The organism is Myxococcus sp. CA039A (assembly GCF_013336645.1).
Taxonomy (GTDB): domain Bacteria; phylum Myxococcota; class Myxococcia; order Myxococcales; family Myxococcaceae; genus Myxococcus; species Myxococcus llanfairpwllgwyngyllgogerychwyrndrobwllllantysiliogogogochensis.
In genome coordinates this window covers 1-15,440 of the sequence record NZ_JABUMQ010000004.1, presented here as the reverse complement: position 1 = coordinate 15,440, position 15,440 = coordinate 1, and the positions used below count along the sequence as shown (strand labels likewise).

The 15,440-nt window shown below is 70.3% G+C and carries 13 protein-coding genes; 6 read left to right on the top strand and 7 right to left on the bottom strand.

All coding sequences use genetic code 11. The features are described from left to right. Nucleotides 1-188: 188 nt before the first annotated feature. The 4 genes from HR086_RS00955 to HR086_RS00940 all read right to left on the bottom strand — a co-directional run bounded on the left by HR086_RS00955 (nucleotide 189) and on the right by HR086_RS00940 (nucleotide 2,732). Complete coding sequence (locus HR086_RS00955) at nucleotides 189-818, bottom strand: EcsC family protein (RefSeq protein WP_174454022.1); 630 nt, start codon at nucleotides 816-818, stop codon at nucleotides 189-191. A gap of 38 nt (nucleotides 819-856) precedes the next feature. Continuing rightward, complete coding sequence (locus HR086_RS00950) at nucleotides 857-1,300, bottom strand: hypothetical protein (protein WP_141642145.1); 444 nt, start codon at nucleotides 1,298-1,300, stop codon at nucleotides 857-859. 102 nt (nucleotides 1,301-1,402) lie between these two features. Beyond that, nucleotides 1,403-1,795, bottom strand: coding sequence for an aspartate 1-decarboxylase (gene panD / locus HR086_RS00945; RefSeq protein ID WP_141642144.1), 393 nt, complete (start codon nucleotides 1,793-1,795; stop codon nucleotides 1,403-1,405). 94 nt (nucleotides 1,796-1,889) lie between these two features. Continuing rightward, nucleotides 1,890-2,732: an LEA type 2 family protein gene (locus HR086_RS00940; RefSeq protein ID WP_141642143.1), complete on the bottom strand. Its 843-nt coding sequence runs from the start codon at nucleotides 2,730-2,732 to the stop codon at nucleotides 1,890-1,892. A gap of 174 nt (nucleotides 2,733-2,906) precedes the next feature. Here HR086_RS00940 and HR086_RS00935 point away from each other — a divergent pair, with 174 nt between their 5' ends. The 5 genes from HR086_RS00935 (at nucleotide 2,907) to HR086_RS00915 (ending at nucleotide 8,556) form a co-directional block, all read left to right on the top strand. After that, the gene (locus HR086_RS00935) at nucleotides 2,907-4,352 is read left to right on the top strand and encodes an alpha/beta hydrolase (protein WP_254623612.1); all 1,446 of its coding nucleotides are present in this window, start codon (nucleotides 2,907-2,909) and stop codon (nucleotides 4,350-4,352) included. A gap of 13 nt (nucleotides 4,353-4,365) precedes the next feature. Then, a complete protein-coding gene (locus tag HR086_RS00930; RefSeq protein ID WP_174454024.1) occupies nucleotides 4,366-5,100 on the top strand; it encodes an ATP-binding cassette domain-containing protein in 735 nt (244 codons plus the stop codon). After that, nucleotides 5,097-6,266 carry an ABC transporter permease gene (locus HR086_RS00925; RefSeq protein ID WP_174454025.1) on the top strand — a complete coding sequence of 390 codons (1,170 nt, stop codon included), beginning with the start codon at nucleotides 5,097-5,099 and terminating at the stop codon, nucleotides 6,264-6,266. Before HR086_RS00930 ends, HR086_RS00925 begins: the two co-directional genes overlap by 4 nt. Before the next feature lie 95 nt (nucleotides 6,267-6,361). After that, a complete protein-coding gene (locus HR086_RS00920) occupies nucleotides 6,362-7,429 on the top strand; it encodes a DUF2804 domain-containing protein (RefSeq protein WP_174454026.1) in 1,068 nt (355 codons plus the stop codon). A gap of 11 nt (nucleotides 7,430-7,440) precedes the next feature. After that, the gene (locus tag HR086_RS00915; protein ID WP_174460795.1) at nucleotides 7,441-8,556 is read left to right on the top strand and encodes a zinc ribbon domain-containing protein; all 1,116 of its coding nucleotides are present in this window, start codon (nucleotides 7,441-7,443) and stop codon (nucleotides 8,554-8,556) included. Between the two features lie 30 nt (nucleotides 8,557-8,586). On the opposite strand, the gene HR086_RS00910 is transcribed toward HR086_RS00915, so the two are convergent. From HR086_RS00910 to HR086_RS00900, 3 genes are all read right to left on the bottom strand, one after another. Continuing rightward, nucleotides 8,587-9,945, bottom strand: a complete 1,359-nt coding sequence (locus HR086_RS00910) for a phosphoenolpyruvate kinase (RefSeq protein ID WP_174464573.1) — start codon at nucleotides 9,943-9,945, stop codon at nucleotides 8,587-8,589. Between the two features lie 24 nt (nucleotides 9,946-9,969). Further along, nucleotides 9,970-12,522 (bottom strand): M1 family metallopeptidase, encoded by a 2,553-nt coding sequence (locus HR086_RS00905; protein WP_174464572.1) that lies wholly within the window; start codon nucleotides 12,520-12,522, stop codon nucleotides 9,970-9,972. A gap of 103 nt (nucleotides 12,523-12,625) precedes the next feature. After that, a complete protein-coding gene (locus tag HR086_RS00900) occupies nucleotides 12,626-13,165 on the bottom strand; it encodes a hypothetical protein (RefSeq protein WP_174464571.1) in 540 nt (179 codons plus the stop codon). A 142-nt stretch (nucleotides 13,166-13,307) separates the two neighbouring features. Here HR086_RS00900 and HR086_RS49125 point away from each other — a divergent pair, with 142 nt between their 5' ends. Continuing rightward, complete coding sequence (locus tag HR086_RS49125; RefSeq protein ID WP_174464570.1) at nucleotides 13,308-15,377, top strand: MASE1 domain-containing protein; 2,070 nt, start codon at nucleotides 13,308-13,310, stop codon at nucleotides 15,375-15,377. Nucleotides 15,378-15,440 lie beyond the last annotated feature (63 nt).

The window sequence follows — 15,440 nt, the reverse complement described above, 5'->3', positions numbered from 1 at the left end:
CTTCGTGCCTCCGCCTTTCGGGCGCCGCCCCCGTCCGGCCTTGGGGGTTCATCGGTCGCCCGCCATGGATGGGGGCTTTCGCCCCGCCTGGGAACGGGAACGAAGGGGTGAAAAGGGCATATCGGACCCGTTGAATTAATCGGGGCGCCCGTCGCCAGGCCCCCGTGGATCCTCACCGCGTGTGGCCGTCAGCCCGTCTGCTGGGGGCGGTGGGCCTTGGCCTTCGCGTGGGCCTTGTCGAAGCCCTCGTAGAAGCGCACGGCCTGCTCACCCACGCGCTGGATGTGCTGGTTGTTGAAGTAGGCCGTAATCGGCGCGGCCACCAGCGGCATGGCGCGCCCCAGCGTGTGCAGGCCGCCCTTCTCCAGCATCAGCGCGGCGAGCTTCCCCAACACCTTGGGGCTGGAGCGTTGGATGGGCCCCAATCCGTTGGCGTAGCCGAACAGGTCGAGCATCTCCCCGCGCGCGCGCTCCGTCTTGAGGTTGACCTTGTAGAGCGTGGCCAGGTCGGTGAGCAGGATGATCTGCAGATAGGCCATGAACAGCAGGTCCGCCGGCAGGGCGATGAGTCCGAAGACGCCGCTGACTCCGCCCACCATGCTGGCCAGGTTCTTCTTCTCGTCAATGAGGCGCTGCGCCAGCTCCTTCACTTCCGCGCGGGGGTAGCGCTTCTCCAGCTCCGCCACCCGCACCCGGGCACGCTTCGTCTCCTGGAGGACGATGTCCGACAGCCGAGCCGAGCCGAGCTTCTTGAGCTCCGCCGGGGTCAGCTTCTTCATGAAGGCCAGCCGCTCGGCCACGCTGTCGTAGAAGCCCATTGTCGACGCTCCTCCAGGGGGTGGGTTTCCCGCGTCCTCTAATAACCCCGCTCGGCGAGGTAGAGGTCCACCAGCGCGCCTTCTTCGTACCAGGCGTGCCGCATCTCCACGTTGAACCAGCGCGAGTCCGGCTTGGCTCCTCGCACCTCGAGCTTTATCTGGTTGGGGGACGTGTCGATGACGGCCGCGCGCGCCTTGCAGGCATAACCCGGCTCCTCGCCGTAGCCACCCTCCAGGCAGACTTCGTCACCCACGGACAGTCGCCGGGTGTACTCCGTGGCCAGGTAGAGCGCCTCGTCGCAGCTGGAGCGCACCGAGGACTTCCCGTGCGCCACACAGCGCGCCTGGAGGGGCGCCTTGACGACGGGGATGGCTCCGTAGAGCGGATCCTCATCGTTGGGGTTGGGCCGGAAAGAGCCCACTGCGGAACAACCGGAGAGTCCCAGCGCGAGCACGCTGGCTCCCACCCACATCCGCCTCATCGTGGTGATTCCTCCGGGGCCATGGGCCCCCCTCTAAAGGTGGGCGGAGCATGGCAAAAGGCGCGCGGAGGGGAAAGCCGGCGGAGGGCCTGGACCGCCGGTTCAGGCGAGGCGGCGAGCCGGTCCCGGAATCTCTTCCGTCTGTCCGGGGACGATGCGGTTCTTCGCATCGACGAAGACGACGGTGGGCTTCCAGGCGCGGGCCTCGGACTCCTCCACCTCCGCGAAGGTGGCGATGATGACCAGGTCCCCCGGCTTGTTGAGGTGGGCCGCGGCGCCGTTGATGCAGATGACTCCGCTGCCGGGCTCGCCCTCCAGGGCATACGTCTCCAGGCGCGTGCCCTGGGTGACGTTCCAGATGGCGACCTTCTCGTTGGCGATGATGTCCGCCGCGCGGAGCAGGTTCTGGTCGATGGTGACCGAGCCTTCGTAATCCAGGTCGGCCTGCGTCACCGTCGCGCGGTGAATCTTGGACTTGAAGAGGATGCGGCGCATGGCGTGTGTCCCAAAGGGCGCCCAACCGTAACGGCAAGGGCGCCCTGGGACAACCACGAGGTTGCCTCCCGCCCGCTTGCTGCCCGGACGGGCGTTATTTCACGATGTTGACGAGCTGGCTCAGGTTGAGCGGCACGGACTGGGCGTCCGAGGTCAACTTGCCATCCAGGCTCAGCTTGGCGTTGCCGCCCGAGCGCAGGGCCATGGCCGCGGAGGCCGCCCGCGCGAAGTGGATGGTGAGCGGCAATGTCACCTGCTTCGTCCCACTGCCGTCGAGCATGCCCAGGTTGCCGGTGGACAGCGTGCCCACATCCGCCCCGGCGACCTTGAGCGCGCCGGTGATGCCGGCGACGGGCAGGGGGAAGCTGTTGCGGTTGGTGATGGAGAGCGGGAACTCCACCGTGGCGCTGGTGAGGCCGATGTTGGTGATGCGGGGCGGCTGGAAGGACACCTGCGGAATCTTGGGCACGTCGAAGGTGCCTTCCTTCTCGAGCGGGAAGTTCAGCACGCCGATGGGCGTCTGCACGCCGACGCTGCCCTGGGCCTTGTAGGCGGCGCGGTCCTTGTTGAGGAAGGTTTCGACGACGGGGGCGATGTCCGCGAACCTCACGTTGGCGGGGAAGACCAGCTCGCTCCTGCCGTTGGCCTTGAGGTCCAGGCCTTTCTTGGGCTTGCCGGCCACCACCTGCTTTCCCTCGACGAAGAAGGAGTAGTCGATGCTCGCCAGCTCCAGTCCGAAGCCGTTGGGGTTGTTCACCTCGTAGACGAGGTCGACGGTGGCGTCGGAGAGCGACGCGCTGGAGAGCCGCGCCGTCTTGAAGGTGAGGGTGGGTTTCTTGAAGACCCCCTTCAGCGTCTTCTGCAGAGAGGCGCAGCCGCTGAACGTGGTGAGGGCAAGAGCGGCCAGGACGAGGACGGCGCGTTTCATCGTGGGCATGGGCGTATCACCAGACGGCCCCTCGCGGCGGGCATTCACGGCGTTGGCGAGGGGTGTACCGCGAACAGCACGGGTGCTATGCGTGGGGCCGCCGCACCATACATGGAGACGCCTGTGCCTGGTGTCTGGACCCACATTCCCTCCCTTGTCTGGCGTGGAGCCTGGCGCGCCTGGATGCTCGGGTTCGCGATGGTGGCGTTGGCCGCCTGCTCGCAGGGAAGCTCGCCCTCCCAGGGGCGCAAGCTGGAGCTGAAGCCCTGCCGGCTGGAGGGCCTGTCGCTCCAGGCCCAATGCGGGACGTACGAGGTCTTCGAGAACCGCGAGGCGAAGTCGGGCCGCAAGCTGTCCCTGCGGGTCGCCGTGGTGCCCGCCCTGGCGGCCCAGCCCCAGCCAGACCCCCTGGTGTACCTGGCGGGCGGCCCCGGGCAGTCGGCCACGCGGACGGCGGAGATGCTGTTGGCCGTGGAGCGCATCCGCCGCCACCGCGACATCGTGCTGGTGGACCAGCGGGGCACGGGCGACTCGAGCCCGCTCGACTGCGAGCTCCGTCAGAAGGAGGAGGGGCTGTCGGCGCTCTTCGACGAAGGCGACGTCCCGCGACGCCTCCACGCGTGTCGCGAGCGGTGGGAGGCGGACGTGCGCCAGTACACCACGCCCATCGCGATGGCGGACCTGGACGAGGTGCGCGCGGCGCTGGGCTACGAAAAGGTCAACCTCTGGGGCGTCTCCTACGGGACGCGCGCGGCGCTGGTGTACATGCGCCAGTTTCCGGAGCGGGTGCGCACGGCCATCCTCGACGGCGTGGCGCCCATGGGGCTGTACCTGCCCCTGTACATGCCGCGCGACGGTCAGCGCGCGCTGGAGCTGTTGCTGTCCCACTGCGAGCAGGACGCGGTCTGCGAGAAGACCTTTCCCAAGCTGCGCGCCCGAACGGAGGCGTTGCTGGCGAAGCTGGCGGAGGCCCCGGTGCGTGTGCGGGTGCCGCATCCGCGCACCGGTGTGCAGGAGGACGTCGTCCTGACGCAACAGGCCTTCCTGGGGGCGCTGCTGATGCAGCTCTACTCCGCGGAGGGGGGCTCGCTGGTGCCGCTGATGTTGGACCGGGTGACGCGGGAGGACTGGGCGCCCTTCGTCGCGCTGAGCCTGGGGGGCGGCGACACCCTGGACCGGACGATGAGCCGGGGACTCCAGTTCGCCGTCATCTGCGCGGAGGACGCGCCCTTCTTCACCAAGGAGGATGTGGAGCGCGAGGCGAAAGGCACCTGGTTCGGCGCGCTGATGGGCCTGGAGATGATGGCCGCGTGCGAGGGCTGGCCCCGCGCGACGCTGCCTTCGGGCTACCGCGACGCGGTGGTGTCGGACGTGCCCACGCTGCTGTTGTCCGGAGAGCTGGATCCGGTGACGCCGCCTGCCTGGGGGGAGGAGGCGAAGCGCACGTTGAAGAACGGTCTCCACGTCGTGGTGCCCGGGGTGGGCCACAACGCGCTGGTTGCCGACTGTGCCCGCTCGCTGATGGTGGAGTTCGTGGCCAAGGGCAACGTGGAGGGCCTGAAGCCCTCGTGCGGCGGGAGTCTCTCGCGGCCCCCCTTCTTCACCTCTTTCGCCGGCCCCGTGCCCTGAGGACGCAGCGTCGATGATACGAGCCACGAACCTGCACAAGCGCTTCGGGAAGGTGACGGCCGTGGAGGACGTGTCCTTCACCGCCGAGGACGGGATGATTACCGGCCTCCTGGGTCCCAACGGCGCCGGGAAGACGACGACGCTGCGCATGCTCTACACGCTGGTGCGCCCGGACCGGGGCACCGCGACGGTGGACGGCGTGGACGTGACGGCCCGTCCAGAGGACGCCCGGCGTGTGCTGGGGGTGCTGCCGGATGCGCGGGGCCTCTATCCGCGCCTCACCGCCCGCGAGCACGCGCGCTACTACGGCGAGCTGCATGGGCTGTCTGGCGCCGCGTTGGACAAGCGCGTGGACGAACTGGTGGACCTGCTGGACATGAAGGAACTCGCGGACCGGCGCGCGGAGGGCTTCAGCCAGGGCGAGCGGGTGAAGGTGGCGCTGGCGCGTGCGCTGGTACATGGGCCTCGCAACGTGCTGCTGGACGAGCCGACCAACGGCCTGGATGTCATGAGCACCCGCGCGGTGCGCACGCTGTTGCGGCGACTGAAGGACGAGGGGCGCTGCGTCGTCTTCTCCAGTCACATCATGCAGGAGGTCGCCGCGCTGTGTGAGCGCATCGTCGTGGTGGCGCATGGCCGCGTGGTGGCGGAGGGCACGCCGGATGCCCTGCGCGCGAGCACCGGCAAGGACAGCCTGGAAGAGGCCTTCGTCGCGACCATCGGCAGTGAGCAGGGGTTGATGCAATGAGGCGCCTGATTGGCACTGTCTTTCGCAAGGAGCTGAGGGATTACCTGCGGGACCGGAGGACGGCCTCCACCTCCCTGCTGTGGGCGTTGCTGGCTCCGCTCCTCTTCCTGGTGTTGATCAACGTGATGGCCTCCTGGAGGAAGGACAAGCCCCTGGAGCTGCCCGTGGTGGGGCGCGAGCATGCCCCCAGCCTGATGGCCTTCCTGGGTCGCCTGGGTGTGACGCTCAAGGACGCCCCGGAGGACTACGAGGAGCGCATCCGCGCGGGCTCGCTGGACGTGGTGCTGTTGGTGCCCCAGGACTACGGCCGGGACTTCTCCTCCGGGCGCACCGCGGATGTGAATCTCATCATGGACAGCTCGCGCCAGTCCGCCCAGCGGTCGGTGCAGCGGGCGCAGCGGCTGCTGCAGGGGTACTCACGGCACGTGGGCGACCAGCGGCTGTATGCGCGCGGCATGGCGCCAGAGCTGGCGATGCCGGTGCGCGTGGAGGAGCTGGACCTGTCCACGCCGGAGCGCACCGCCGCCATGGTGCTCAACATGCTGCCCTTCTTCCTGGTGATGGCCGCCTTCGGAGGAGGCATGCAGCTGGCGAGTGACACCATGGCGGGTGAGCGCGAGCGGGGCTCGCTGGAGCCCTTGCTGCTCAACCCCGTGCCGCACGGTGCCCTGGTCACTGGCAAGTGGCTCGCCACCGTCGCCATGGCGGGGGTCACCGTGGTGGCGTCGCTGGCGTGCTTTATCGTGGTGGTGCGCCATGTCCCGCTGGAGGACCTGGGCGTGAGGGCCAACTTCGACGCCCCCGCCACCCTGGGCATGGCCGCGGCCATGCTGCCACTGGCGCTGGCCGTCTCCGCCCTGCAGATGTGGGTGGCCACCTATGCGCGCTCCTTCAAGGAAGCGCAGATGTACCAGTCCATGTTGATGGTGGTGCCCATGTTGCCGGGCATGATGTTGATGCTGTCGCCCATGCAGACGAAGTTGTGGATGTTCGCCGTCCCTGTGGTGGGCCAGCAGTTGCTGGCGAGCGAGGTCCTGCGCGGCGAGGTGCTGGGGCCACTGCCCTTCCTCATCGCCGCGGCTTCCTGTGTCGTGGTGACGCTGGTGTCCCTGCGTGTCACCACGGGGCTGCTCTCCCAGGAGCGCATCGTCTTCGGCCGGAGCTGAGAGGCCCACCGACAGTGTCGCCGAGGCGTCGGTTGGCGCCCCGGGTCGTCGAGCCTGGGTGACTTCGGCCGGCGGTTGGCTTCCAATGGGCGCGGATGACGCCCGAGAGAGAAGCCCTCCTGCCCCTGGCGCCGGCCTCCGTGGCCACCTCGCAAGGTGAGCCCCGATTTGGCACATACCAGGGTGAGCTGCCCGAAGTGGACCTGCCCAAGCTGCTGGGACGGTGGGCTCCGGCCCGCGCCACCCGGCTGCTCAAGCGCAAGCGGTGGCACTACACCTTCGTGGCGACGCAGGAGGTGGCCGCGCTCTTCGCGGTGGTGGACCTGGGCTACTCGTCCAGTGCCTTCGCGGTGGCGCTCGACCTGGCCGCGCGCAAGCCCTTGTGTGACGTGAGCTTCCTGGGCGCGCCGGGCCCCATGCTGTCGCTGGGCGACAAGCCCGGCGCGGGACTGTCCGCTTCCTTCAGGACGCTGGGCGGCAAGCTGGCCATCCGCCGGGGCGAGACGGACGAGCGCTACCAGGTGGAGGTGGACGTCAGCCGCGTGCGCACCGGCAGCCTCAACACCTTCCAGTGGGCAGGCGAACTGCTCGTCGCGGGTGGCCCTCCCGCGCTGACGGTGATTGCGCCCGTGCAGGGTGACGGGCTCGTGAATGTCACGATGAAGCGCAACGGCCTGTTGTCCTTTGGCAGCCTGGAGGCGGGCGGCAAGCGCTTCCGGCTGGACGGGGGCGTGGGCGGCATCGACTACACGCAGGGCTACCTGGCGCGGCATACGGCGTGGCGCTGGGCCTTCGCCGCGGGCCGGCTGGCGGATGGCACGCCCGTGGGCCTCAACCTCGTCGAGGGCTTCAACGAGAGCAACACCGAGGCCAATGAGAACGCGCTGTGGCTGGGAGACCGGCTGTACCCGCTGGCCCGCGCGCGCTTCGAATACGACACGAAGGACCTGCTCGCGCCGTGGCGGCTGACGACGGTGGACGGCGCGGTGGACCTGCGCTTCCAGCCCTTCTACGTCCACCGCGAGGAGCGCAACCTGCGCCTCATCATCAGCCACTTCGCCCAGCCCGTGGGCTTCTTCGAGGGCACGGTGACGGTGGGCGGCCAGACGCTCCAGCTCTCCAACGTCCCCGGCGTCACCGAGGACCAGGACATGCTGTGGTGAACGTGTCCCCCATGTCCTGCCCGCACTGCGGTCAGCCACTTCCCGAAGCGCGCATCGCCGCGTGTCCCCACTGTGGCCGGGACGTGAAGCCTTCCTTCGACAAGCCGCTGTTCTCCGAGGACACCGCCGAGTCCGCCCGGCGCACCGCCGAGTCCGCGGGCCGCGCCGTGCAGTCGATTCTGGAGGACCCTCGTCTGCGAGAGCGGCTGCCGGGCGGCTCGCTTCCGTTGCTCGGCTCGGGGCTGGTCGCCGCCGCCGTGCTCCTGCCGGGGCTCCCCATCATCGGCGGGAGCATCGGTCTGCCTTGGTCCGTGACGATGCTCGCGGGCAGCATCCTGCTCGGTGCCCGTGAGTGGAGCGCCGCGGGCCGCCCCGTTCCCCCGCCGCTGGAGAAGCTCGCCCAGGTGGCCTCGCACGCCGCCTTCCTGCCGCTCTTCACCGCGCTGGCCGTCACCTTCGCGTTCCTGTCCCTGGGCTTCGGACTGGTGCCGCTCGTCTGGGTGGGGGCCGCTGTCGTGCTGGGGTATGTGCAGTGGCGCGTGTTCCAGGCGTCCTCCGCCTCGGCACCCGAGCTGCGGCCTTCACCCGAGGCCTCGCGACTGAAGCGCTGGGTGTGCGCGGGCGCGGCCGTGTGCGCGGTGTCGCTGCTGTTCTCCTGGGGCACGGGGATGCGCTCGTCCACGTCCCTGGGCGGCTACGGCTACGACGACAAGCTCGTGTACGAGGTGGACAACACCGGCCGCTCCACGGGCCACACGTATACGGACAGCAGGTACACGTGGAAGCCCGGCCTCACCAACACGTCCTCCTTCTTCGCGAAGTCGGGACGCGCCCGGCCCGGCGCGCCGCTCATCGTCCTGGCCCTCATGTCCCTGGGGCTGCTGGCCGCCGTGCCGCGTGCCCGTGACGCCGTGCCGCCCATGCTCCCGTACCTCCTGGCCGGCGTCGTCACCCTGTGGGGACTGCTCGGTCTGGGATTGCACGCGGGCCCGCTCCTCTTCCTGCTCGGCGCGGTGGCCATCGACGTGGCCCTGGTGCGCGCGCACCGCGCGGCGAGCAGCGGAGCAGGCGACGCACCTCCAGGGGGCGAGGATGCGCCGCCGGGCCCGGGTTCCGCCGAGAGCTGAGTCGCCCTCGGCGGAAAAGGGCTCGCCCGGCTACGAGCCCCGGGCGCGACGTGACTCGACGATGGCGCGGAAGGAGCGGCTTCGCAGCTCCTCCAGCGTGAGGCCGGTGGCCAGCGCTTCGTCCTGGCTGAGCGCGCCGCAGCTCAGGCCCCGGAGGAAGAAGTTGAGCAGACCCTGGCCCGTCGCCGCGTCGTCGAACACGTCACCCACCAGCGTCGCCTGGGCCGCCTTCTCCATGAAGGCCTTGAGGCGCCGGGTGGCGGTGTCCAGGCCCTCCAGGAAGAAGGCATACACGGCCGCGTAGCGCACGGGCAGCTGCGCGGGGTGCAAGTCCCAGCCCTGATACCACCCGCGCTCCAGCGAGTGACGGATGTGGCGATAGGACAGCTGCCACACCCGCTGCACCGCCTCGCTGTTCTCGCGCAGCTGCGTGGGCAGCAGCGGCATGTCGCCCTGCTTCTTGTTCGGCGGCACGGGCATCACGTTCGTCGCGCCGTCGGCCAGCTGGATGCCGGTGCCCGCGAGGCAGACCTGCACCAAATCCCGCAGGAAGTCGCAGGCGGGGTGCAGCATGCTCTGCACGTGGGCGCTGACGCTGAGCGCGGCGGTGTAGTCATACAGCCCCAGGTGCACGCTGGAGCAGCGCCCCTCGCCCGCGGCCACCAACGCGGGCAGGTGCAGGCTCCCCTCTTTGTTGAAGAGGGCCTGGGGCGTCTCCACCATCAGCTCCAGCCCGAGCGCGCCGCGCGTCAGGCCGTGCTCCGTCTCCAGCACTTCCAGGATGCGGGCGAGCGCCGCCACCTGCTCGGGCACGGAGACCTTGGGCAGGGTGACGACGAACGACGGCGGCAGCTTTCCGCCGCTGTGCTCCAGGAGCGTGGTGACGAAGAGGTCCAGGGTGCGAGAGGCCCGCTCGAACAGCTCCTCGGTGAAGGACTTCACCCGGATGCCCACGTACGGCGGCAGCGAGCCCTGGGCCAGTCCCCGCGCCATCTCCTGGGCGGCGGCGACGGCGTGCGAGTCCTCCTCCTCGTCGGGACGGTGGCCATAGCCGTCCTCGAAGTCGATGCGGTAGTCCTCCACCGGCTCGCTTCCGAGCTTGTCCAGCACCCGCTCGTAGACGCGCTGGGCGAAGCGCCCGCGCTGGGGAAGGCCCAAGCCGTGGGCCAGCTCCGCCGCGTCCGGCGCGTAGGTCTTCATGGCCCCCAGGGCGAGGTCCCCCAGCTTCCGCGCCGCCTCCGCGCGGAAGAGGTGGGCGCCGCCGTACACGACGTGCACCGGCTGGCGACGGGGGGACTCCCCCGGGTACTCGCGCGCGAGCTCGGCGTTGGCCCGCCGGAGGGACTCGCGCGCGCTGGAGAGGCTTGCGGGCGTCAGGGTGGTCTTCATCGAGAGCCTCTCAAGAGGGGTGCGTCAGGGCTGGCGCTTCAGCCACGCGGAGACCTCCGGGCCGCAGCGCTCGCGCAGCTCCACGTCCTGCGACAGCCGCTCCAGCGTCTGCGCGGTGGCCTGGTTCGCGTCGCTCACCGGGTTGTCGCGCAGCAGCGCCTTCACCGCCTCCAGGTGCTCGCGCGTGCGCAGCATGCCCAGCGATTCCACGATGCGCCGCACCAGCATGGGCGCGCCGCCCGTGCGCGCGACGACGTCCTTCCACTGCTTGCGCATCTGCGCCCACCACGCGTCGCGGCCGGTGCGGTTGGCCAGGAGCCCCGTCACGAAGCTGGCCACGTCCTGCGTCTTCACCGTCTCCGAGAAGAGCAGCCCCTGCGCGCGCTCGGCCAGCGCCGGGTCCTCGAAGGCGGTGAGCGCCATCAGGTAGCGGCGCTGCGTGGCCGGGTCCGGCTCCTTCGGCACCTTCTGGAGGAACGTGTCGAAGAGGGCCGAGTCTCCCGCGCGCGCCACCATGGCCACCGCCACGTCGAGCAGGTTGGGCTCCAACGCGTCACGCTCTCCCTGGAGCATGCGCGCCACGCGCGGGCGGGCCTCCGCGAGCGCCTCCGGGCTGCGAGCCAGGCCTCCCACCGCGCGCACCAGCGCGGAGCGGCGCAGCTTCACCCGGTCCGACTCACCGGATGCCGCCTGCCAGCCCAGCTTCTTGAGCCCCGGGCTCAACAGCTTCTCCACCCACGCACGCACGCGCGCCTGGTCCTCGCCATCCACCAGCCGGTTCTCCACGTACGCGAGCCTGCCCACCAGCTCGTCCAGGACGGAGTCGTCCTCCTCGTTCCCGAAGCGCGCCGCCAGGTCCAACAGGTCCGCCACCGAGCCCCGGCCCGAGCGCACCAGCGCCCACTGGTCCTCCAGCAGGGCGATGCGCTCCGAGGGCGCCAGAACCTGGAGGTTCGACGCCAGGGCCGCGAGCGACGCCTTGTCGTAGGCCATGCGGTAGAAGCCGGTGGAGCCCGCGTTGGCGCACAGCCACTTCACCGCGCCCGTGCCCTCCAGCTTCACGGTGGCCTGCTTGTCGCGGAACAGCACACGCTGCTCCCGCACGCCGGAGGCGTCCTCGTAGCGCAGCACCATGGGCACCGGCCACTTCTCGCCGCTCTCCACGCCCGGCTCCGAATAGAAGCGCTGCTGCGACAGCGCCACCTCGCGTCCCTCCACATGCGCCGTCACCAGCGGGAAGCCGCTCTGGCCCACCCACGCGGTGGCCAGCTCCTCCACCGGCTGCTTCGCGGCCGCGCCCAGCGCGTTCCACAGGTCTTCCTTCACCGCGTTGGCGCGCGCGTGCTTGCGCATGTACAGGCGGATGCCATCGCGGAAGGGGCCTTCCCCGAGGAAGCCCTCAATCATCCGCAGCACCGCGCCGCCCTTCTCGTACGTAATCGCGTCGAAGCTCTCACCGGCCTCGCCCGCGTTGCGCACCTCGCCGTGGATGGGGTGCGTCGACTTGAGTGCGTCCAGGTACAGCGCGCTGGTGCGGTGCGAGTCGAAGTCCAGCCACATGCGCCACTCGGGGCGCCACTGGTCGACAATCTTGAAGGCCATCCACGTGGCGAACGCCTCGTTGAGCCAGAGGTCGTCCCACCACACCATCGTGACCCAGTTGCCGAACCACTGGTGCGCCAGCTCGTGCGTCACGACTTCCGCCACGCGCTTCTGCACCGACAGGGGCGCGGTGGCCGGGTCCAACAGCAGGGTGACCTCGCGGTAGGTAATCAGGCCGGCGTTCTCCATCGCGCCCGCCTCGAAGTCCGGGATGCCCACCTGGTCCAGCTTGGTGAAGGCATACGGCAGGCCGAAGTAGTCCTGGAGCAGGGGCAGCACCGCCAGCGCCACGTCCTGGCCAAAGCGCGTCAGGTGCTCCTTCTCCTTCAGAGACCAGGTGCGCACCGGCACGCCCCCCACCAGCTGCGCCGGCGTGCCCACCAAGGGGCCCACCACCAGCGCGACGAGGTAGCTGCTGAGCACCTCCGTCTCCTGGAACGTCACCTTCGTCAGCGCGCCGTCCTTCTCCTCCTTGACGATGGGGCCGTTGCCCAGCACGGCGAGCCCTTTGGGCACGCGCACGCTGAGCGACCATTTCGCCTTGAAGGCGGGCTCGTCGAAACAGGGGAAGACGCGGCGCGCGTCGGCGGCCTCGAACTGGGTGGCGGCCACCTTGCCCGCCAGGTACAGGCCGCGCAGGCCGTCGGTGAAGGACCCCGTCCACCCGAGCTCCAGCGTGGCGGGCCCCTTGGGCAGCGGCGCGTCGAAGCTCAACACCACCGTCTCGCTCACCTCCACGGGCCGGATGGACGTGGGCTGGTGCCGCGCGTTGCCCGAGCGGAAGGACACCTCGCCCAGCTTCAGGGCGATGGCGTGGAGGATGATTTCGCGCGTGGGCTCGGCCAGCTCCACCTCGATGGTCTGCTGTCCGGAGAAGGACTTCGCGTCCAGGTCCAGGGTCAGCGTGGCCGCGTAGCGGTGGGGGCGAACGGCGGTGGGGAGCCGGAAGTTCTTGTCTTCGGTCGGATGCGCCATAGGGAGGCGGAATCTAGCCTCGCTCGCGGCGCGCGTTCCCACTTCTGTCACGCGGGTGCAAGAAACCTGTCGTCCGCCGGGTGGGGTGTCGTCCGCCACACCCTTACCGCCCCGGCTCCCCGTCCGGGCCCGCCTTCCGTCCGCGAGGGCCACGGCCCGGGACGAGCTGCTGGAAGAGGCTGGACTCCCGCTGGAAGAAGCCGTCCGTGTGGAACGAGTGGGGCAGCTCCAGCAGCAGGAAGTCCAGGTGGTGACACAGCTCGTGGAGGAAGGTGCGCAGGTACGTGCGGAAGGCCACCACGCGCGCCTGCTTCGCGGTGCGCATCCAGACCTGGAGTCGCGGCCGGAGGCCCGGCTCCCAGGTGTAGAGGCCGTGCAGCTCGCCCTCCTCGGACGAGGGGCGCACGTCCAGCACCTCCACCCGGACGCCGGGGACATCCAGCCGCTCGCACAGCGCCTTGCCCAGCCGCGTCGTGGCGCGCTCCAGCGGGCCGCGTTCACCCATGGCCAGCGCCTCCCGGACCTCGTCCACCAGGGGATGCAGGGCGGTGGGCTCCCTCACCCGGAGGGCCGTCACTCCATCGCTCATCCGATAGGTGCGTCGCTGCTCGGGATTGAGGCTCTCGTAGTAGGCGAAGGGCACGGGGCGGCGGCACTCTAGCGAGCACGGCGCGTGAGTGCCTGCCTCCGACTCCAGGCCGGCCTGGGCGGACGGGGGCCCTCCTGCTCCTTTGGCCCGGCCGCGCTTCCCCGCCCTGGCTGTTTACCTTGCGATGGGGGTCGGAATGGCACTCACGCTGGGGCGCGCCGCCTGGGAGCGAGCGGTACTGCTCGCGGTGTCCTTCGAGGTCCTGAAGGTCGTCAGCTCCCACTTCGTGTTTCCGCCCCTGAGCAGCGCCATCCTCTGGCTGCCCGCGGGGCTGACGCTGGCGTTCCTCATGCGCTCGCCCACGCGCATGTGGCCCGCCCTGCTGGCCGCCGTGTTCGCCGCGGAGCTGGGCTCGGTGCTGTCCCAGGGCCTGCCCTGGGGGCTTGCCGCGACGTGGGGGCTGGGCAACGTGCTGCGCACCTGGCTGGGGGCGGCGCTGATGCGTCGCTTGCTGGGTGGAATCGTCCGCTTCCATCGCGTGCGAGACGTCACGGGGCTGCTGGTGCTCGGGGCGGTGGTGGGGGCGCTGCCGAGCGCCACGCTGGGCGCGCTCGGCGCGACGAGGTGGTTGGGCTCCGCGTCGTTCGCGAGCGAATGGATTGTCTGGTGGCTCAGTGACGCGTTGGGCACGGTGCTCGTCGCGCCGCTGCTGCTGACGTGGTGGCCCGTGGCGCGCGCGACCTCTCCGCCGAGGCGACTGGTGGAGTCCGTCTTCATGATAGCGGTGGTGGCGCTCGTCGGCGTCCTGGTCTTCAGTGTCGAGGACACGACGGGGTCAGCGGCGCTCTCCACCACGCTGCCCTACGCGGCGTTTCCCCTGGTCATCGCCGCGGCGCTGCGGCTGGGGCCTCGGGGGGCGGCGAGCGCGTCCGCGGTGATGAGCGCGGTGGCGGTGGAGTACACGCGCCTGGACATAGGGCCCTTCGGGGCGCTGTCCGTGTCCGCGTCGGAGCGCGTCCTGTCCGTGCAGGTGTTCATGTCCGTGCTCAGCCTGACGGCGCTGACGGTGGCGGCCGTGGTGGCGGAGCGGCGGCGCGCGGAGGCGGCGCAGCGCGTGCTGGCCACCGTGGGCGGGGTGCTCGCCGAGTCCCCTGAATGGAGCGTCACGCTGCCTCGGGTGGCGCGGCTGCTCGTGCCCGAGCTCGCGACAGGTGTCGCCATCTGGTTGCAGAACGCCGACGGAGTGGTGGAGCGGGTGGCGGCGGCGGGCTGGACGCCCGCGCGCGAAGTGGGGCTGCGAGGACGGTTTCCTCCGTTGCCAGCGCAGGCAAGCGACTGGACGGGTCCGGAGGGCTCGGGGGTACTGGTGCCGCTGCGAGTGCGCGGACAGGTGGTGGGCGCGCTGGCGGTGGCGATGGATTTGGAGGGGACAGGGCGACGCAGACGGGAGCACGTGCTGGCGGACGACGTTGCGCGCAGGTGCGCGATGGCGCTGGAGAACGCGCGGCTGCTGGAGGAGGCCCGTGAGGCCGTCGCCGTGCGTGAGGACTTCATCGCCGTGGCGGCGCACGAGCTGCGCACGCCGCTGGCCACGCTCACCCTGCGGGTGCAGGGGTTGATGGCGCTGCTGCGCGGAGGCACCGAGAACGGCTTCCTGCTGGAGCGACTGGAGGCCATCGCCCGACAGTCGCGACGGTTGACTCGCCTGGTGGAGAACGTGTTGGACGTCGGCTTGTTCAAGGCGGGCGGGCTGGAGTTGCGGCGCGAGTGGGTGGACCTCACCGCGCTGGTGGAAGACGTGCTGGAGCGCTCCATGGAAGAGGCGACGCGCGCCGGGACACCGCTGCGACTGACGGCCACGGCCCAGCGGGTGCGCGGGTGGTTGGACCCGGGGCGCGTGGAGCAGGCCCTCTCCAACCTGGTGTCCAACGCCATCAAGTTCGGCGCGGGGGGAGAGGTGGACGTGTCGCTGAGTCAGGTGGGAGGCCGCGCCCGGCTCGTCGTCACGGACCGGGGCATTGGCGTTCCTCCCGAAGCGGTGGAGCGCATCTTCGGCCCCTTCGAACGGGCGGTCTCCACGCAGGAGTACGGAGGCCTGGGCATGGGGCTGTACCTCACGCGCCGCATCGCGGAGGCACATGGTGGCTCCGTCCAGGTCAGCAGCACCCGGGGGGCGGGCGCTTCCTTCGTGCTGGAGCTGCCGGTGGAGCCGTCGCTTCCGCTCCTGAACGAAGACCCGGCGCGGCAGCCCCGCGCGGGCGCCTGAGGCGAGTCGCTGGGTGCCGGAGGCGCCTGTGGAGCGACTTCACGGCTCAGGGTGGGAAAGGGA

Coding starts and splice junctions, on each gene's coding strand:
- HR086_RS00955 (WP_174454022.1), bottom strand. CDS start 818: ATGGGCTTCTACGACAGCGTGGCCGAGCGGCTGGCCTTCATGAAGAAG.
- HR086_RS00950 (WP_141642145.1), bottom strand. CDS start 1,300: ATGAGGCGGATGTGGGTGGGAGCCAGCGTGCTCGCGCTGGGACTCTCC.
- panD (WP_141642144.1), bottom strand. CDS start 1,795: ATGCGCCGCATCCTCTTCAAGTCCAAGATTCACCGCGCGACGGTGACG.
- HR086_RS00940 (WP_141642143.1), bottom strand. CDS start 2,732: ATGCCCACGATGAAACGCGCCGTCCTCGTCCTGGCCGCTCTTGCCCTC.
- HR086_RS00935 (WP_254623612.1), top strand. CDS start 2,907: ATGCTCGGGTTCGCGATGGTGGCGTTGGCCGCCTGCTCGCAGGGAAGC.
- HR086_RS00930 (WP_174454024.1), top strand. CDS start 4,366: ATGATACGAGCCACGAACCTGCACAAGCGCTTCGGGAAGGTGACGGCC.
- HR086_RS00925 (WP_174454025.1), top strand. CDS start 5,097: ATGAGGCGCCTGATTGGCACTGTCTTTCGCAAGGAGCTGAGGGATTAC.
- HR086_RS00920 (WP_174454026.1), top strand. CDS start 6,362: ATGACGCCCGAGAGAGAAGCCCTCCTGCCCCTGGCGCCGGCCTCCGTG.
- HR086_RS00915 (WP_174460795.1), top strand. CDS start 7,441: ATGTCCTGCCCGCACTGCGGTCAGCCACTTCCCGAAGCGCGCATCGCC.
- HR086_RS00910 (WP_174464573.1), bottom strand. CDS start 9,945: ATGAAGACCACCCTGACGCCCGCAAGCCTCTCCAGCGCGCGCGAGTCC.
- HR086_RS00905 (WP_174464572.1), bottom strand. CDS start 12,522: ATGGCGCATCCGACCGAAGACAAGAACTTCCGGCTCCCCACCGCCGTT.
- HR086_RS49125 (WP_174464570.1), top strand. CDS start 13,308: ATGGCACTCACGCTGGGGCGCGCCGCCTGGGAGCGAGCGGTACTGCTC.